Raw genomic sequence first — 17,420 nt, 5'->3', positions numbered from 1 at the left:
CATGGACTCGCCATCCTTCTCAACAGGGGTTGTCACCGTGTGCAGTCGCATGCGTACATGGAGTGGCACACCGATCGGGCGGGGGTGGTCAGCGGTGGCAGAGACTGCGGGCTCCGTGATGCTCGCGCGATCGGCGATGAACCGGGCGATACCGGAGGCACAGCGGCCTCCGGCGCGCCCCGTCCGTGGCGCGCGGCGGATCAGCGCGGCGCTGGCCGGGCTGGCCGCCTCGACGCGGCACGAGTTGCTGACCTTCGACGACCCGGCCGCCTCCGCGGGCCGTGCGATCCCCGAGCCGTTCCTGGAGCTGGCAGGAGCGTGCATGCGGGCCGCGGCGGAGCGGGCGCCGGAGGTCAGACGGATCGTGCCGCGCCACGCCCTGCCCCATGTGGCCGGCGCGGTCCACGGGCCGGGGCGGGCCCGCCTCGCGGACTCCATCCCCTTCAAGATGATCGTCGTCGACCGTACGGTGGCGGCGGTCCCGCTCGATCTGGAGCTGCTGTACAACGGGCTGCTGCTGATCCGGGATCCGGTCGTCGTGCACGCCCTGGTCCGCGCCCACCACACCAGTTGGGACGCGGGCGAGGACCTGGCCGGTGCCACCTCCCCGCCGCGTGACCTCCCTCCCCAGCTCCGCCCGGTCCTCGAAGCGCTCCTCGCCGGCCTCACCGACGAGACGGCCGCCGCCCGCCTCGGCATGTCCGGCCGGACCTACAGCCGCCGCGTCGGTGAGCTGATGCACGCCCTGGGCACGACGAGCCGCTTCCGCGCGGGCGCGGAAGCGGCTCGGAGGGGGTGGTTGTGACGGACCTCAGGACACGATGTCCTTGCGGGCGAAGCCCCGGAAGGCGAGCGCGAAGAGGATCAGCGCGTACGTCACCGAGACCGCCGCACCCTTGGCCATCCCGCCCCACTCCAGCTGCGGCTGGAGGGCGTCCGCCCAGGCGAACTGCCAGTGCGCGGGCAGGAAGTCGCGCCAGGAGCCGAGCGCCGTGACCGCGTCCAGGACGTTGCCGATGATCGTCAGGCCGACCGCGCCGCCGACGGCGCCCAGCGGGGCGTCGGTCCGGGTGGAGAGCCAGAACGCGAGCCCGGCGGTGACCAGTTGGGAGACGAAGATGAACGCGACGGCCAAGGCCAGCCGGGGCAGGGTGTCGGCGGCGGGCAGGGCGCCGCCGGTGGGGAGCTGCAAGGGGCCCCAGCCGTAGGCGACCGTGCCCGCGGCGAGCGCCACCAGCGGCAGCAGCACCATCGCCGCCGCGCTGAAGCCGAGCGCCACGGCCAGCTTGGACCAGAGCAGCCGGGCCCGGGGGACGGGTGCGGCCAGGAGATAGCGCAGCGAGGACCAGCTGGCCTCGGAGGCCACGGTGTCCCCGCAGAACAGGGCGACCGGGATCACGAGGAGGAATCCGGCGGAGACGAAGAGACAGGTCGCGGCGAAGTTCGCCGCCGACGCCGTCGCCGTGTCCATCAGCGTGATCCGACCGCTCTCGTTGCCGTCCGGGGACCCGCCGATCGCGAAGGCGATGATCAGGACGAACGGCAGGGCGGCGAGCACCGCTCCCATGACCAGGGTGCGGCGCCGCTTGAGCTGCCGTACGGCCTCGACGCGCAGCGGCAGGGTGTGCCGCGCCCGGTAGCCGGGTGCGGTCTCCACCAGTTCCGCGGTCGTGCTCATGCGGATCCTCCTCCGATCAGGGTCAGGAACGCGTCCTCCAGGCGCCGGTGCGGACCCACACCGGTCACGGGCACGTCCAGGCGGACGAGTTCGCCGATCAGGGCGGTCGCGTCGGCCCCGTCGAGGCGGACGAGGAGCCCGTTCTCGGTCCGTACGGCCGAGCCGATCCCGGGCAGCGCGCCGATCTTGTCCACGAGCGGGTCCGGGACGGCGTCCCCGAGCGTCACGAGCAGGGTGTCCCCCGCGCCGGTGATCTCGCCGACGGGACCGGCCTGCACGAGCCGGCCGCGGTCCATGACCACGAGATGCGTACAGGACTGCTCGACCTCCGAGAGGAGGTGGCTGGAGACGATGACGGTCCGGCCCTCGGCGGCGTACCGGATCATCACGTCCCGCATCTCGCGGATCTGGGGCGGGTCGAGTCCGTTGGTCGGTTCGTCGAGGATCAGCAGGTCCGGCAGACCGAGCATGGCCTGGGCGATGGCGAGCCGCTGCCTCATGCCCTGCGAGTACGTCCGTACGGCGCGGGCGAGCGCGTCGCCGAGGCCGGCGATCTCCAGGGCCTCCTCGATGTGCGCGTCCTCGGCGGGCCGCCCGGTGGCCTTCCAGTACAGCTCCAGGTTGTCCCGCCCGGACAGATGGGGCAGGAAACCCGCGCCCTCGACGAACGCGCCGACCCGGGAGAGGACCGGGGCGCCCGGCCGGATGGCCTGGCCGAAGACCCGGATCTCCCCGTCGTCGGGGGTGATCAGGCCCATGAGCATCCGCAGGGTGGTGGTCTTCCCCGCGCCGTTGGGTCCGAGCAGACCGAGGACCTGTCCCTGTTCGACCCGGAAGGAGAGATCCCGCACCGCGTACCGGTCCGAGGACTTGGCGTACTTCTTCGTCAGCCCGGTGATCTGCAGCGGTACCGCGGCGAGGTCGGGGTCGGGGGCGGGTGCCGCGGTCCGGCGCCGAGCCGTGAGGAGCAGTGCGGCGGCGATCAGCACTCCGGCGAGCGGCAGGCCCCACACCCACCAGGGCAGCGCGGCCGCCTGGGTGTTCACGGCGGGCGCGGTGGGGACCGTCAGCGGGCTCTCCACGGCGACGGTGTACGCGGCCGGCGCGGCCGGGGAGGCGTAGCCGAGGTCGGTGGCGGAGAGTACGAGCCGCAGCCGATGACCTGCCTCGACCTCGTGGTCGATCACGGGCAGCGTCAGCTCGACGCTCCTGCCCTTCCGGGCGTCGTCGACGCGGACGGGGGCGACCAGCTGGGCCGGCAGCACCTGCCGGCGGCCGTCGGGGCCGACGTCGTAGACCTTGGCGAAGAGGACGGCCGAGCCGTCCTGACTGTCGGAGGTGACCTTGACGCGGACGGTCGGCGAGCCGGTGATCCGTACCGCCTCCGCCTGCGGCTTCGCCTCGAACCGGGCGTACTGGCCGGGGAAGTCGAGGGAGAGGCCCACGCCCAGGGAGGAGAGCTGGGAGAGCCCGCCGCCGACGCCCGGGACCGCGGAGATGGCGGGCGGGCCCGCTCCGGCGGGGTTGGCGAAGGTCTGCGGCCCGCCGCCGTCCAGCGGGAGGGACAGCGCGTCGCCGGCGTCGCCCGAGAGCCCGGGGTAGCGGTCGGAGCTCGCGCCGCGCAGCTGCGCCTGCCCGTCGGTGGAGTCGACTCCCCCGGCACGGCTGACGCGGAACGCGGGCCCGGTGTCGGCGCCCGTCTCCTGCTTGAGGTGGCGGTCGAACCAGCCGCTGATCCGGGCCTCGACGCGTTCGGTCTCGCGGTTGCCGCCGTCGTGGCCGCCCGCGATCCAGTCGACGGCGACGGGCGCGCCGTTGGCTGCGATCGCCTTCGCCATGGCGTCGGCGTGGCCGAGCGGGAAGAGGGAGTCGGTCTGTCCCTGGACGATCAGGGCGGGGACCTTGATCCGGTCTCCGACGGCGGAGGGGCTGCGGGCTTCGAGGAGGGTGCGGGCGGCGGCGTCCGGCTGTCCGGAGACGGCGACGCGCTGGTACAGGGCGCACAGCTCGGCGGTGAAGCGGCCGCAGCCGTCGGCTTTGCCCGGCTGGGCGCCGGTGGGCGGGTTGCCGGTGGGCCGGCTTCCGGTGGCCTGGCTTCCGGTGGCCTGGTTGCCGGCAGAGAAGAAGATGCCCGCCCAGAGCTTCTTGAAGACGCCGTTGGGGAAGAGGGCGTCGGCGAGATTCCAGTAGGTGATCTGCGGGGCGATCGCGTCGACCCGGGTGTCGTACCCGGCGGCGAGCAGCGAGACCGCGCCGCCGTAGGAGGCGCCGGTGAGGCCGACGCGCGGGTCACCGTCCTTGTCGAGCAGGACCTCGGGGCGCTGGGCGAGCCAGTCGATGAGCCGCTGGACGTCCTTGACCTCGTGGTCGGGGTCGTTGAGTCCGATCTGCCCGGTGGAGGAGCCGAATCCGCGGGCCGACCAGGTCAGGACGGCGTAGCCGTCGCGGGCGAGCCGCTCGGCCTGGGCACGGACGTCGTCCTTGGAGCCGCCGAAGCCGTGCCCGAGGAGGACGGCCGGCCGCCGGCCGTCGCTCCCGGAGGTGTAGTAGGAGGTGTCGATCCGCGCCCCGGGCATGTCGAGCACCCGGTCCGCGCGGTGCACGGGCGGCGGTTCGTCCGAGGCGACGGCGGTCAAGGTGCCGGCGCCCGCGAGCACGGCGAGGGCGGCGGTGACCGCGGCCCACCGGGGAAGTCGGAGCTGCATGCCCCCGAGCCTAGGCGGGCCGCCTGTGAGCCACGGCTGCCCCCGGGCGGAAATCGCGGGCCTCCTGAAGTCGTACGGACTACCGTCGCGTACACCAGGCGCGGTATGCGCCGTGCAGGCGGGCGAGTGAGCCGAAGGGCGCCGTGGGCGTCGAAAGGGAGAACGCGCGGAGGCGGCGAGGGACGAGCCGTCGAGCACGATCGACCGTCGACGCACACGGGAGGCGCCCGGAGGCGAACCGAGCCTCAAATGGGAGGGGCGTGGCATGGAGATCCGGCGGGCGACGACGGTGGCCGAGCTGCTGGCCGCGGAGCACCTCTACGACAACCCGCCGCGCGCCGCGTGGGCGGAGCGGTTCCTGGCCGCGCCCGGGCATCTGATGCTGATCGCGTACGCGGAGGACGGGTTCCCCGCGGGTCTGGTGAGCGGGATCGAGATGCTCCACCCGGACAAGGGGGTGGAGATGTGTCTGTACGAGCTGTCGGTGGACGAGGGGTACCGGCGGCGGGGCATCGGGCGGGCGCTGACGGAGGCTCTGGTGGCCGAGGCGCGCGAGCGCGGCTGCTACGACGTATGGGTCGGGGTGGACACGGACAACGGGCCGGCGCTGGCGACGTACCGGTCGACGGGAGCGCGGGACGAGGGTGGATTCGCCATGCTGACGTGGGAGTTCGACGTGAAGGACCGGTGAGGGGACCCGACGCCCTCTTGTACGACACATGCCAACACGAGACTCTGTGGCGCACCAACCGCCCGTACCTGCCGGTAACCCGGCCCACGAAAGGTTCAGGTGCCCCACCACATGACCCGAATACCTCGCCGCGCCATGGCGCTCGTCCCCGTCCTCGCGCTCGCCGCCGGCCTGCAGTTCGCCGTCTCCCCCACCGCCCAGGGCGCCCCCGTCGGTGACCTCCGCCTCGCGCCGGCCTCGCTCGCCATCGAGAACAGCTGGATCGTCGTCCTCAAGGACGGCTCCACCCGCGCCGCCGATCTGGGTGTGACGCCGAAGCACGAGTACCGCACCGCCCTCAAGGGCTTCTCGACCACGATGTCCCAGGCCAGGGCCGCCGCGATGGCCGCCGACCCGCGGGTGGCGTACATCGAGCAGAACGCGACCGTACGGGTCGCCGACACCCAGAACGGCGCGACCTGGGGTCTGGACCGGATCGACCAGCGGGACCTGCCGCTGTCGACGACGTACTCGTACAACACGACGGCGTCGAACGTCACCGCGTACATCATCGACACCGGAATCCGCACGTCGCACAGCGAGTTCGGCGGCCGGGCGACCGTCGGCACGGACACCGTCGGCGGCGGCCAGAACGGCCAGGACTGCCAGGGCCACGGCACGCACGTCGCGGGCACGGTCGGTGGCGCGAAGTACGGCGTCGCCAAGGGCGCGAAGCTGGTGGCCGTACGGGTCCTGGACTGCAACGGGTCCGGTACGACCGCCGGGGTCATCGCCGGCGTGGACTGGGTGACGGCGAACGCCGTCAAGCCGGCCGTCGCCAACATGAGCCTGGGCGGCGGGGCGAACGCCTCGCTGGACGACGCGGTGAAGCGCTCGATCGCCTCGGGCGTCACGTACGCGGTCGCCGCGGGCAACGGCAACATCCTGGGCTGGCCCGCGCGGGCCTGCAACTACTCCCCGGCCCGCGTCCCCGAGGCGATCACGGTCGGCGCGACGGACTCCGCCGACAAGCGGGCGTCCTTCTCCAACTACGGCACGTGTGTGGACCTCTTCGCCCCGGGCGTGTCCATCACCTCGGCGTGGAAGGACAACGACACGGCGACGAACACCATCTCGGGCACGTCGATGGCGACCCCGCACACCGCGGGCGTGGCCGCGCTCTACCTGTCGGCGAACCCGACGGCGACGCCGGCCCAGGTGAGCACCGCACTGGTGAACAACGCCACCTCCGGCAAGGTCCAGGACCCGCGGACGGGCTCCCCGAACAAGCTGCTGCACTCCCTCTTCTAGGCCACCAGATGCCCGAGGAGCTCCGTGCCCGCCGGGTACGGCCGCTCCTCGGGCATCCGCCGGTGCGCCTCCTCCAGCCGCCCTTCGCGGACGAGGGCGTGGATCTCGTGCGCGAGCGGTGTGACGTCCCGTACGGAGACGGTCCACTCGTCGGCGTAGCGCCGGGACGCCTCCCCCGCTAGCCCCAGCTGCAGGGAGCGGTACGGAAGCGCGGCGAGGTGCGGGTCCCGCTCGGGGTCCCACTGCACGCGGGCCGGGGACTCCCTCAACTGCCGCTTCCAGGTGGCCTGGTCGGGGTGGAAGTGCCGGACGTAGTGCGACAGGCAGGCGTTGCGCAGCGCCCACTCGAAACCCTCGCGGGTGATCTCGATCGCGAGGACCGTCTGCTGGCCCTCCTTCAGGCCCCAGCCGCAGCGGTACATCATCCACAGGAACGAGGGCTTGATCCACGTCATCCGGTCCCGCTTCCAGGCGGGTGGGAACCGGCCGTCGCGGGCCGCCGGAAGGCCGATGGACGGGTCGTACGCCTGGTAGACGGTCACCGTCGACTCGGTGTGCAGGGCGCGGATCTGGTACTTCGGTGGATGAACGGACATGGCCCCCAGGGTGCGCCGTCGCGCGCCCCGGGGGCCATCGAATTTCCGTGGATCAGTGGTTGCGCGGGAAGCCCAGGTCCACGCCCGCAGGGGCCTCGGAGGGGTCCGGCCAGCGGGTCGTGACGACCTTGCCCCGGGTGTAGAAGTGGACGCCGTCGTTGCCGTAGATGTGGTGGTCGCCGAAGAGCGAGTCCTTCCAGCCACCGAAGGAGTGGTAGCCCACCGGCACCGGGATCGGCACGTTCACGCCGACCATGCCCGCCTCGATCTCCAGCTGGAAGCGGCGGGCCGCGCCGCCGTCGCGGGTGAAGATCGCGGTGCCGTTGCCGAACGGCGACGCGTTGATGAGGGCGACGCCCTCCTCGTACGTCTCCGTGCGCAGCACGCACAGCACCGGGCCGAAGATCTCGTCCTGGTACGCCTTCGCCGTCGTCGGCACGTGGTCCAGGAGCGACAGGCCGATCCAGTGGCCGTCCTCGTACCCCTCGACCGTGTAGCCGGTGCCGTCGAGCACGACCTCGCAGCCCTCGTCGGCCGCGCCCCTCACGTACGAGGCGACCTTGTCGCGGTGGACGGCCGTGATGAGGGGGCCCATCTCGGAGGTCGGGTCGTTGCCGGGGCCGATCTTGATCTTCTCGGCGCGCTCGCGGATCTTCTCGACCAGCTCGTCACCGATCGCGCCGACCGCGACGACCGCCGAGATCGCCATGCAGCGCTCACCGGCCGAGCCGTACGCCGCCGAGACGGCCGCGTCCGCCGCCGCGTCGAGGTCCGCGTCCGGCAGCACCAGCATGTGGTTCTTCGCGCCGCCGAGCGCCTGCACCCGCTTGCCCTTGGCGGAAGCGGTGGTGTGGATGTAGCGGGCGATCGGCGTCGAGCCCACGAACGAGACGGCCGAGACGTCCGGGTGCTCCAGGAGCCGGTCCACGGCCACCTTGTCGCCGTGGACGACGTTGAAGACACCCTCGGGCAGACCCGCCTCGGCGAGCAGCTCCGCGATCTTCAGGGACGGCGACGGGTCCTTCTCGCTCGGCTTGAGGATGAAGGTGTTGCCGCACGCGATGGCGAGGGGGAACATCCACATCGGCACCATGGCGGGGAAGTTGAACGGCGTGATGCCGGCCACCACACCCACCGGCTGGCGGATCGCGGCCACGTCCACCCGGTTCGACACCTGGGTGGAGAGCTCGCCCTTGAGCTGGGTGGTGATACCGCAGGCCAGGTCGACGATCTCCAGACCGCGGGCGACCTCGCCCAGCGCGTCCGAGTGGACCTTGCCGTGCTCGGCGGTGATCAGCTCGGCGATCGCGTCACGGTTGGCGTCGAGCAGCGCGCGGAACTTGAACAGGATCGTGGTGCGCTGCGCGAGCGACGCCGTCCCCCAGGTCTCGAACGCGGTCTTCGCGGCGGCGACGGCGGCGTCGACCTCCTCGACCGAGGCCAGGGCCACCTGCGTGGTCACGGCACCGGTGGCCGGGTCGGTGACCGGGCCCCAGTTGCCCGACGTGCCCTCGACGGTCTTGCCACCGATCCAGTGGTTGACGGTCTTCGTCATGACGAACTACTCCTTCAGAGATGGCGGCGTCGGGCGGTGACGTGCCGGTCGTACTCCTCCCGGGCCTTGACCGCCGACGAGCGGGTCGCGGTCTCGGCCACAGGCACATCCCACCACGCCTGGGCAGGGGGCGCGCCCGACACTGTGTCTGCCGTTTCGGTCTCGACATAGACACATGTGGGGACGGTCGACGTCCGGGCGTCGGCGAGGGCTTCTCGCAGGTCACGTACGGTGCGGGCGGTCAGCACCCGCATGCCGAGGGAGGCCGCGTTGGCGGCCAGGTCGACGGGGAGCGGGGCGCCGGTGAAGCTGCCGTCCGGGGCCCGGAAGCGGTAGGCGGTGCCGTACCGCTCACCGCCGACGGACTCCGAGAGCCCGCCGATGGAGGCATACCCGTGGTTCTGCAGGATGACCACCTTGATGGGCAGTCCCTCCTGCACGGCCGTGACGATTTCGGTGGGATTCATCAGATAGGTGCCGTCGCCGACGAGCGCCCAGACCGGCCGCCCGGGCGCGGCGAGCGCCACCCCGATCGCCGCCGGGATCTCGTAGCCCATGCACGAGTACCCGTATTCGACGTGGTACTGGTCCGAGGACCGGGCCCGCCAGAGCTTGTGCAGATCGCCGGGGAGGGAGCCGGCCGCGTTGATCAGGATGTCGGTGTCGTCGACCAGAGTGTCGAGTACGCCGAGGACCTGGGTCTGGGTGGGTCGGGCCTTCTCGTCCGGTGCGGTGTGGGCGGCGGTGACGCGGGCCTCCCAGCGGAGCTTCTCCTCCGCGTACTCGCGCACGTAGTGCTCGGTGACATGGTGCGGGTCGAGCAGCGCGTGGAGTCCTTCCAGTCCCTCGCGGGCGTCCGCGACCAGGGGCAGCGCTGCCATCTTGTGCGTGTCGAAGGCCGCGATGTTGAGGTTGACGAAGCGCACGTCCGGGTGGGTGAACAGGGTCCCTGAGGCGGTCGTGAAGTCGGTCCAGCGGGTGCCGACCCCGATCACCACGTCGGCCGTGCGCGCCAGGTGGTCGGCGACGGCGGTGCCGGTGTGGCCGACGGCGCCGACGTCCTGCGGGTGGTCGTGGCGCAGAGCACCCTTGCCGGCCTGGGTGGAGGCGACCGGGATGCCGGTCAGGGCGGCGAAGGTGGCGAGCGCCTCCTCGGCCCCGCTGTACTTGACCCCGCCGCCCGCGACGATCAGCGGACGGGCCGCCCCGCCGATCGCCGCGACCGCCGCGTCCAGTTCGGCGTCGTCCGGCACCGGCCGGCGCACGCGCCAGACCCGTTCGGCGAAGAACTTCTCCGGCCAGTCGTACGCCTCCGCCTGGACGTCCTGCGGCAGGGCGAGCGTGACCGCGCCGGTCTCGACGGGGTCGGTGAGGACCCGCGCGGCGGCCAGTGCGGCCGGGATCAGCGCCTCGGGGCGGGTGATCCGGTCGAAGTACTTCGAGACGGGCCGCAGGCAGTCGTTGACCGACATCTCGCCCGCGTACGGCACTTCGAGCTGCTGGAGGACCGGGTCGGCGGGGCGGGTGGCGAACGCGTCGCCTGGCAGCAGCAGCACGGGGATGCGGTTGATGGTCGCCAGCGCGGCGCCGGTGACGAGGTTGGTGGCGCCGGGGCCGATGGAGGTCGTGACGGCGTGCGCGGAGAGCCGGTTCGACTGGCGCGCGTAGCCGACGGCCGCGTGCACCATGGCCTGTTCGTTGCGCCCCTGGTGGTACGGCATGACGTCGGCGTACTCGACGAGGGCCTGGCCGATCCCGGCGACGTTTCCGTGCCCGAAGATGCCCCAGGTCGCGGAGACCAGCCGCTGTCGCACGCCGTCGCGTTCGGTGTACTGCGCGGCGAGGAACCGCACCAGCGCCTGGGCCACGGTCAGCCGTGTCACTTGTATCCCTCCGTGTGGTCGGGGTGGAAGCAGATCTTCCACTCCCTCTCCGGTCCTGGTCCCGCCATGACGTTCAGGTAGTACATGGCGTGGGACGGCTGGGCGATGGACGGGCCGTGCCAGCCGTCGGGCACGAGGACGGCGTCGCCGCTGCGGACCTCGGCGAGGAGGTCGGCGCCGCCGGGCCGGGAGGGGGAGATCCGCTGGTATCCGACTCCGCCGTCGGCGATCTCGTAGTAGTAGATCTCCTCCAGCTCGGACTCCGTGCCTGGGCGGTGCTCGTCGTGCTTGTGGGGCGGGTAGGAGGACCAGTTGCCGCCGGGGGTGATCACCTCGACGGCGATCAGCCGGTCCGCCTCGAAGACGTCCGCCGCCGCGAAGTTCCTCACCTGGCGGGCCTGGTTGCCGCTGCCGCGGGCCTCGACGGGTACCTCCGGCGCGGGGCCGTAGCGAGCGGGGAGTCGTCGCTCGCACTTCGCTCCTGCCAAAGCGAAGCGGCCTCCCGCACCGGAGGCGATCTGGGCCCGGGCGTCGCGGGGCACGTACGCGAAGTCGGACACTCCGCCGAACACGCTCTCGCGACCCAGGAGTTGAAGATCTCGTCCGTCGACGTGCACCGTACAGCCGCCGGTGAGCGGAAGCACGATCCATTCGCTGTCCCCGGTGTCCAGGAGATGGGTGTCTCCCGGGCGGAGTTCGAGGACGCGCAGTGCGGAGTACCCCCAGCCGGCCCGGTCGGGGTCGATGTGGAGTGCGTACGGCCCGCGGGAGGCGGTCCCGGCGGGCAGGTGGAGAGAGCTCATGTGAGGTGCGTGTCCCTTCCTACCGCGTCCTGCAGCAGGCTCGCAGCGGTATCGACCGCTCCGGCCACATCCCCGTCCGGGGGATAGAGCAGCGAGCGCCCGACGACCAGCCCGCGGACGGTGGGCAGGCGCAGCGCGCCGCGCCACTTCTCGTACGCGATCTCCTGCGCGTCCGGGCCGGGGCCGGGGTCTCCACCGAGCAGGACGGCGGGGAGGGTGGTGGTCTCCATGACCCGCGCCATGTCGTCTGGGTGTTCGGTGACCGGGACCTTGAGCCAGGTGTAGGCGGAGGTGCCGCCGAGCCCGGAGGCGACGGCGAGGGAGGTGATGACGGCCTCGGCGGAGAGGTCGTTGTGCAGGCGCCCCGCGTGGTCGCGGCGGCAGAGGAAGGGTTCGACGAACACGGGCAGTCGCAGGCCGGCCATCTCGTCGACGACGCGGGCGGCGGAGTGGAGGGTGGAGAGCGAACCGGGGTCGTCGGGGTCGATCCGCAGGAGGAGCTTGCCGGCGTCGAAACCGAGCCGGTCGAGGTCCTGGGGGCGGTGGCCGGTGAACCGGTCGTCGAGCTCGAACGACGCCCCGGCGAGCCCACCGCGGTTCATGGAGCCGACGGCGAGCCGGTCGTCCAGGGCGCCGAGGAGGAGGAGGTCGTCGAGGATGTCGGCGGAGGCGAGGACGCCGTCGACGCCGGGGCGCGAGAGCGCGAGACAGAGCCGGCCGAGCAGATCGGCCCGGTCGGCCATGGCGTACGGCCGGTCCCCGACGGCCAGCGCCCCGCGGGCGGGATGGTCGGCGGCGACGATCAGCAACCGATCGCGCCCCTCGAACAGCGCCCGCGTCCGCCGTCGGGCCGCGGCCTCGGCGACGGCCTCGGGATGATGCGCCCGGACGGCGACGATCCGCTCGACGTCGACGGGCATCGCACCACGGGCGGGGCGAGGGCCTGTGCCGGGGGTGGGGCGGGGGCTGGGGCGGGGGCGGGGGCTGGGGCCGGGGCGGGGGTGCCCGCCCCGCGGCTCCTCGTACCAGTAGCCGTCGCCCGGGGGCGCCGGTGGGCGGCCGAACGGATGGCCGGTGGCCGGCGCCGCGGCGGCCGTGTCGTGCGCGGCGCCGACCCCGGCACGGGGCCGTAGGCGCGGTCGAGGGCTCGCGGCTTCGACGTACGGGGGTTGGTCGTACGGGAGTTCGCCGTCCGGGGGCTCGGGCGGCGTGGCCTCGGTGGCCGGGCCGGAGGGGAGGTCCGAGGTCGCGGCCCCCTCGGCCGCGAGCTCCGGGTCGGGGGCGAAGTCGTCGGAGGCGATGCCGTCGGGGGCGATGCCGTCGGTCATGGGGTGCGCTCCGGGATCGAGCCGGTGCCGGTCGCGAGGGCCTGCTCGATCTCGTCCGCGTACGGCATGGCGGGGGAGCAGGCGAGGCGGCCGGCGACGATGGCGCCCGCCGCGTTGGCCCAGCGGATCGTACGGTCGAGGTCCCAGCCGGCGAGCAGCCCGTGGCACAGCGCCCCGCCGAACGCGTCGCCCGCCCCGAGGCCGTTGACCACCTCGACGGGCAGCGGCGGCGCCTCCGCGCTCTCCCCGTCGGCGGTCATCGCGAGGACGCCCTTGGGGCCCTGTTTGACGACCGCCAGCCGGACCCCGGCGGCGAGCAGGGCGCGGGCGGCGGCGTACGGCTCGCGTTCACCGGTCGCGACCTCGCACTCGTCGAGGTTGCCTACGGCGACCGTGGCGGCGCCCAGGGCCTCCCGGTAGAGCGGGCCGGCCTCGTCCGGGTCCGGCCAGAGCGCCGGACGCCAGTCCAGGTCGAGCACGGTCAGGCCGTCGCCGCCCTGTTCGCCCCGCTGCCTCCGTTCCCGTAGCGCGCCCAGTGTCGAGGTCCGGCTGGGCTCGACGCTCAGCCCGGTCCCCGTCACCCAGAACGCCCGCGCCGAGCGGATCGCCGCGAGGTCCAGCTCGTGCGGGTGGATCTCCAGATCGGGGGCCCGGGGCCGGCGGTAGAAGTGGATCGGGAAGTCGTCCGGCGGAAAGATCTCGCAGAAGGTGACCGGTGTCGGGTACTCCTCCACGGGCGTCACCCACCGGTCGTCGACACCGAACGCGCTGAGCTCCTCGTGCAGATACGCCCCGAAGGGGTCCGCCCCGGTCCGGCTCACGAGCGCCGTCCGTCGGCCGAGCCGGGCCGCCGCCACCGCCACGTTCGCGGGCGAACCGCCGAGGAACTTCCCGAAGGTCTCCACCCGGGCGAGCGGAACGCCGACCTGGAGGGGGTACAGGTCCACGCCGAGACGCCCCATCGTGATCAGCTCGTACGGCTCCGACTCCATACGCGTCACCTCTCGCCTCGGCACACCTCGGCCCCGCACCCAGGTCTATCCGTCGCCGCGGAACCCTGTCAACGCTATGTCCTTACATTCGGACCAGCGTCTTGACGGGTCGTTCCGGGGGCGGCCAATGTGGCCTTCATGACGAAGCCGTCGCCTCTGTCCCGTATCCGCATCGGCTCCGCCCCCGACTCGTGGGGCGTCTGGTTCGCCGACGATCCCCGGCAGGTCCCCTGGCAGCGCTTCCTCGACGAGGTCGCCGGGGCCGGTTACGAGTGGATCGAGCTCGGCCCGTACGGCTATCTGCCCACCGACCCCGCGGTCCTCGCCGAGGAGACCCGCCGCCGGGGCCTGCGCGTCTCGGCCGGGACCGTCTTCACCGGGCTGCACCACGGCCCCGCCGTCTGGGACAGGACCTGGGCGCATGTCGCCGACAACGCGGCGCTGGCCCAGGCGATGGGCGCGGAGCACCTGGTCGTCATCCCCTCCTTCTGGCGGGACGACAAGACCGGCGAGGTCCTGGAGGACCGCACGCTCAGCCCCGCACAGTGGCGCGATCTGACCGGTCTGACCGAACGCCTGGGCCGCGAGGTCCGGGAGCGCTACGGCCTGCGCATCGTCGTCCATCCGCACGCGGACACCCATGTCGACAGCGAGGAGAACGTGGCCCGCTTCCTGGACGCCACCGATCCCGACCTGGTCTCGCTCTGCCTGGACACCGGGCACTACGCGTACTGCGGCGGCGACAGCGTCAAGCTGATCGAGACCTACGGCGAGCGGATCGGCTACCTGCATCTCAAGCAGGTCGACCCGGAGATCCTGGCCGGCGTCGTGGCGGACGAGGTGCCCTTCGGTCCGGCCGTGGCGCGGGGCGTGATGTGCGAGCCGCCCTCCGGTGTGCCCGCCCTGGAGCCGGTCCTGGCGGCGGCTCAGGCCCTGGACGTCGAGCTGTTCGCCATCGTGGAGCAGGACATGTATCCGTGCGATCCCGAGAAGCCCTATCCGATCGCGGTCCGCACCCGCCGTTTTCTGCGCTCCTGCGGGGCCTAGGGAGCGCCCGGCGGACGTCGTGGCGCGCCGACGCGCCGATCCGCACCTATCTGATCGTGCGTCACTTACGTCACGTCCGTCCCCCTCTCGTCACACATGTCTCCATGACGCGGACTTTCCGTCACAGCCGTTCGACAGCCGCTCTCCTCCCGTTGGAAGGGACCGTTGCATCGGGCACAGGCTCAGTGATCGCCAGCGCTTGCCCCGCAGCTCCCCCGAACGGCACCCCCGCCGCCGCTGCGTGGCGCGCAGGGAGGTGCCACCAATGACGGACAGAAGACTCTGGTCGTACAAGGACATTGCCGCGCACATCAAGGTGCAGCCGGACACCGTCCGCTCCTACCGGAAGCACGGTCTCCTGCCGCCGCCGGACCACGTCGAGTCGGGCAAGCCCTATTGGCACGCGGACACGATCCACGCATGGGTGGCCAGTCGCCCGGGCAACCGGAGCCGCCGCGACTGACCTCCCACCCCTCCGTCAGGAGGAACGTCAGCCCCCGACCGGCTCCTTGTCCCGCTCGACGTCGGATGCGGAGTCCGGTCGGGCCGCGGCGACCGGCGCCGGCTCCGCACCGCCCTCACTGATGCCGAACCGGTCGTGGAAGCGGCGCAGCGGGCCGGGTGCCCACCAGGTGAATCGCCCGGTCAGCTTCATCACGGCCGGGACGAGCAGGCTGCGGACCACCATCGCGTCCATCAGCACGGCGAGCGCGACGCCGAGGCCGAGCATCTTGGTGTTGGTCACGCGTGAGGTGCCTATGGCCACCATGACGACGGCGAGGATCACGGCGGCGGCGGTGATGAGGCCGCCCGTGTGCCGCAGGCCGAACCGGACCGCGTGGTCGTGGTCGCCCGTCTCGTCGTACTCCTCCTTGATGCGGGAAAGCAGGAACACTCCGTAGTCCATGGAGAGTCCGAAGGCGACGCAGAACATCAGCACCGGCAGGGTCGTCTCGATGTCACCGGTCGGGGTGAAGCCGAGCAGCCCGGAGAGATGGCCCTCCTGGAAGACCCAGACGACGGCGCCGAACATCGCGGTCAGGCTGAGCCCGTTGAGGACGACCGCCTGGAGGGGTATGAGCACGCTGCCGGTCAGCAGGAAGACCAGAAGCAGGGTGACGACGACGATGATCGCACCCGCCCAGGGCAGCCGGTCGCCGATGGCGTCCTTGGAGTCGACCAGGACGGCGGCGGCTCCGGTGACCGAGGTGTCGAACGGGGCTTCCTGCGCGCGCAGTTCACCCACCACGCGCTGGGCGGTGTCGCCGACGCCCTCGCCCTCCGGCACCACGGTGAAGTACGCGTGTGCCCCGGCGCCGGCGCCCGAGGTCACCGGTCCGTCCACCCGCTCGATCCCGTCGAGGGCGTTGATCCGCTCGCGATAACCGGCGTACTCGGCCGGGGTGGCGCCGCCCTCGGCGAGGACCGTGAGCCCGCCGCCCGGGCTACCCGGGAAGCCGTCGCGCAGTTCGTCCTGGACCACCCGGGACTCGGCGGTGACCGGCAGCTGCCGATCGTCGACCGTGCCGAACTTCGCACCCAGGAAGGGCAGCCCCAGCAGCACGAGCCCCGCCGTGGTGACCACGGCGAAGAGAGGCGCGCGCCGCATCACCAGGTCCGCCGTCCGCGCCCAGCCGGCTCCGGTCTCCGCGGCTCCGGACTCCGCACCGACCGGCTTCGTGCTCTCGCCGGACCGGCGGCGACGGGCGAACAAGCGGCGCAGGTCGAGCGCGTTGACCCGCTCCCCGAGCAGCATCAGCGCGGCGGGCAGCAGGGTCAGCGCGGCCGTCGCGGCGAGCAGCACCACCGCGATGCCCGCGTAGGCGAAGGAGCGCAGGAAGTACTGCGGGAAGACGAGCATCGCGGCGAGCGAAGCCGCCACGGTCAGGGCGGAGAAGAGCACCGTCCGCCCGGCCGTGCGCAGGGTGGTCCCGACGGCGGTCCGGGTGTCGGCCCCGCGGGCGAGCTCCTCGCGGAATCTGCGGACCACGAACAGGGCGTAGTCAATGGCGAGTCCGAGTCCGAGAGCCGTGGTCAGGTTCTGCGCGAAGACCGAGACGTCGGTGAGTTCGGTGATGCCGCGCAGCACCGCGTTCGTCCCCAGGATGGCCACGATGCCGATGCCCAGCGGCAGCAGGGCCGCGACCGCGCTGCCGAAGACCATGACGAGCAGGACGAGTGTCACCGGCAGGGCTATCAGCTCGGCGCGCAGCAGGTCCTCCTCGATGACCGTCTGCATCTCGTGCTGGACGGCCAGCTGACCGCCGACGGAGACCTCGACCGGCCCGTGCGTGCCCCGGTAGTCGGGGGCGATCCGCTCCAGGACCTCACTGGCCGCCTTCTCGTCACCGTCGACGCGGGCGACGATCACCGCCTGCCGGCCGTCCTCGGAGCGCAGGGCCGGGGAGCGGGTCCCCCAGTAGGAGCCGATGCCGCTCACCCCGTGCTCGCTGTCGAGCCGCTCGGCGAGCCGCCGGGCCTCGGCGGCCACGGCGGGATCGTCGACCCCGCCCTCCCGCGCACTCACGAGCAGAAGCAGATTGGGCTGGGACGCGGGGAACTCCCGCTCCAGGACCCCTGTCGCATACGTGGATTCGGCATCCGGATCCTCGAAGCCGCCGCTCCCCATCCGGTCGGCGACACCGCTGCCCGCGAGGACGGACAGCGCGGTGATCACGAGCGCGACCAGCAACGACAGGCGCGGCCTGGCCGTCACGAACCGGGTCCACCCCCCGCCGCGAGCGGGCCCTGAATTCTTGACTTCGGCCATGACGCGGTGTCCCCTTCACCGAGACCCATGCGCTCGCTTCCCGGCAGGTCGCATGGGTCGCCCGTTGCCATAGACTGACAAA

14 protein-coding genes are annotated in these 17,420 nt (G+C 72.4%); 5 read left to right on the top strand and 9 right to left on the bottom strand.

From position 1 onward, the window contains the following. Positions 1–94: 94 nt before the first annotated feature. A complete protein-coding gene (locus ABZ939_RS11060) occupies positions 95–805 on the top strand; it encodes a DNA-binding response regulator (RefSeq protein ID WP_361851716.1) in 711 nt (236 codons plus the stop codon). A 6-nt stretch (positions 806–811) separates the two neighbouring features. Here the strand turns inward: ABZ939_RS11060 and ABZ939_RS11055 are convergent, their stop codons facing one another. After that, positions 812–1,678, bottom strand: a complete 867-nt coding sequence (locus ABZ939_RS11055; RefSeq protein ID WP_361851713.1) for an ABC transporter permease — start codon at positions 1,676–1,678, stop codon at positions 812–814. After that, positions 1,675–4,383, bottom strand: coding sequence for an alpha/beta fold hydrolase (locus ABZ939_RS11050; RefSeq protein ID WP_361851711.1), 2,709 nt, complete (start codon positions 4,381–4,383; stop codon positions 1,675–1,677). The genes ABZ939_RS11055 and ABZ939_RS11050 overlap by 4 nt, the downstream gene beginning before the upstream one ends. A 265-nt stretch (positions 4,384–4,648) precedes the next feature. Between ABZ939_RS11050 and ABZ939_RS11045 the strand changes: the two genes are divergently transcribed. Both ABZ939_RS11045 and ABZ939_RS11040 read left to right on the top strand, forming a co-directional pair. Next, positions 4,649–5,074, top strand: a complete 426-nt coding sequence (locus tag ABZ939_RS11045; RefSeq protein WP_361851707.1) for a GNAT family N-acetyltransferase — start codon at positions 4,649–4,651, stop codon at positions 5,072–5,074. Positions 5,075–5,185: 111 nt separating this feature from the next. Continuing rightward, a complete protein-coding gene (locus tag ABZ939_RS11040; RefSeq protein WP_361851705.1) occupies positions 5,186–6,364 on the top strand; it encodes a S8 family peptidase in 1,179 nt (392 codons plus the stop codon). Here ABZ939_RS11040 and ABZ939_RS11035 read toward each other — a convergent pair. The 6 genes from ABZ939_RS11035 to iolC all read right to left on the bottom strand — a co-directional run bounded on the left by ABZ939_RS11035 (position 6,361) and on the right by iolC (position 13,521). Next, entirely contained in the window at positions 6,361–6,960 is a 600-nt protein-coding gene (locus ABZ939_RS11035) for a DUF4291 domain-containing protein (protein ID WP_361851702.1), read from the bottom strand. The genes ABZ939_RS11040 and ABZ939_RS11035 overlap by 4 nt on opposite strands. Positions 6,961–7,012: 52 nt before the next feature. Continuing rightward, positions 7,013–8,515, bottom strand: a complete 1,503-nt coding sequence (gene mmsA, locus ABZ939_RS11030; protein ID WP_361851699.1) for a CoA-acylating methylmalonate-semialdehyde dehydrogenase — start codon at positions 8,513–8,515, stop codon at positions 7,013–7,015. A gap of 14 nt (positions 8,516–8,529) precedes the next feature. Continuing rightward, on the bottom strand, positions 8,530–10,398 hold the full coding sequence (gene iolD / locus ABZ939_RS11025; RefSeq protein ID WP_361851696.1) for a 3D-(3,5/4)-trihydroxycyclohexane-1,2-dione acylhydrolase (decyclizing): 1,869 nt from the start codon (positions 10,396–10,398) through the stop codon (positions 8,530–8,532). Further along, a complete protein-coding gene (gene iolB / locus ABZ939_RS11020; protein ID WP_361851693.1) occupies positions 10,395–11,201 on the bottom strand; it encodes a 5-deoxy-glucuronate isomerase in 807 nt (268 codons plus the stop codon). Before iolB ends, iolD begins: the two co-directional genes overlap by 4 nt. Beyond that, positions 11,198–12,121, bottom strand: a complete 924-nt coding sequence (locus ABZ939_RS11015; RefSeq protein WP_361851916.1) for a deoxyribose-phosphate aldolase — start codon at positions 12,119–12,121, stop codon at positions 11,198–11,200. Before ABZ939_RS11015 ends, iolB begins: the two co-directional genes overlap by 4 nt. 404 nt (positions 12,122–12,525) lie before the next feature. Then, entirely contained in the window at positions 12,526–13,521 is a 996-nt protein-coding gene (gene iolC, locus ABZ939_RS11010) for a 5-dehydro-2-deoxygluconokinase (protein ID WP_361851690.1), read from the bottom strand. Between the two features lie 138 nt (positions 13,522–13,659). On the opposite strand from iolC, the gene ABZ939_RS11005 reads away from it, so the two are divergent. Both ABZ939_RS11005 and ABZ939_RS11000 read left to right on the top strand, forming a co-directional pair. Then, positions 13,660–14,568, top strand: coding sequence for a sugar phosphate isomerase/epimerase (locus ABZ939_RS11005; protein ID WP_361851687.1), 909 nt, complete (start codon positions 13,660–13,662; stop codon positions 14,566–14,568). 265 nt (positions 14,569–14,833) lie between these two features. Beyond that, complete coding sequence (locus ABZ939_RS11000; RefSeq protein ID WP_361851684.1) at positions 14,834–15,031, top strand: MerR family transcriptional regulator; 198 nt, start codon at positions 14,834–14,836, stop codon at positions 15,029–15,031. A 27-nt stretch (positions 15,032–15,058) separates the two neighbouring features. Here ABZ939_RS11000 and ABZ939_RS10995 read toward each other — a convergent pair whose 3' ends face one another. After that, on the bottom strand, positions 15,059–17,338 hold the full coding sequence (locus ABZ939_RS10995) for an MMPL family transporter (protein ID WP_361851681.1): 2,280 nt from the start codon (positions 17,336–17,338) through the stop codon (positions 15,059–15,061). Positions 17,339–17,420 lie beyond the last annotated feature (82 nt).

This window comes from Streptomyces sp. NPDC046712 (assembly GCF_040645695.1).
Taxonomy (GTDB): Bacteria; Actinomycetota; Actinomycetes; order Streptomycetales; family Streptomycetaceae; genus Streptomyces.
Note: the sequence above shows the minus strand (reverse complement) of the source record. Positions and strands in the feature narration are given on the sequence as shown.

Excerpts from the sequence above, each read along its gene's own strand:
- ABZ939_RS11055 (WP_361851713.1), bottom strand. The coding sequence starts at position 1,678 with ATGAGCACGACCGCGGAACTGGTGGAGACCGCACCCGGCTACCGGGCG.
- ABZ939_RS11050 (WP_361851711.1), bottom strand. The coding sequence starts at position 4,383 with ATGCAGCTCCGACTTCCCCGGTGGGCCGCGGTCACCGCCGCCCTCGCC.
- ABZ939_RS11045 (WP_361851707.1), top strand. The coding sequence starts at position 4,649 with ATGGAGATCCGGCGGGCGACGACGGTGGCCGAGCTGCTGGCCGCGGAG.
- ABZ939_RS11040 (WP_361851705.1), top strand. The coding sequence starts at position 5,186 with ATGACCCGAATACCTCGCCGCGCCATGGCGCTCGTCCCCGTCCTCGCG.
- ABZ939_RS11035 (WP_361851702.1), bottom strand. The coding sequence starts at position 6,960 with ATGTCCGTTCATCCACCGAAGTACCAGATCCGCGCCCTGCACACCGAG.
- mmsA (WP_361851699.1), bottom strand. The coding sequence starts at position 8,515 with ATGACGAAGACCGTCAACCACTGGATCGGTGGCAAGACCGTCGAGGGC.
- iolB (WP_361851693.1), bottom strand. The coding sequence starts at position 11,201 with ATGAGCTCTCTCCACCTGCCCGCCGGGACCGCCTCCCGCGGGCCGTAC.
- ABZ939_RS11015 (WP_361851916.1), bottom strand. The coding sequence starts at position 12,121 with ATGCCCGTCGACGTCGAGCGGATCGTCGCCGTCCGGGCGCATCATCCC.
- iolC (WP_361851690.1), bottom strand. The coding sequence starts at position 13,521 with ATGGAGTCGGAGCCGTACGAGCTGATCACGATGGGGCGTCTCGGCGTG.
- ABZ939_RS11005 (WP_361851687.1), top strand. The coding sequence starts at position 13,660 with ATGACGAAGCCGTCGCCTCTGTCCCGTATCCGCATCGGCTCCGCCCCC.
- ABZ939_RS11000 (WP_361851684.1), top strand. The coding sequence starts at position 14,834 with ATGACGGACAGAAGACTCTGGTCGTACAAGGACATTGCCGCGCACATC.
- ABZ939_RS10995 (WP_361851681.1), bottom strand. The coding sequence starts at position 17,338 with ATGGCCGAAGTCAAGAATTCAGGGCCCGCTCGCGGCGGGGGGTGGACC.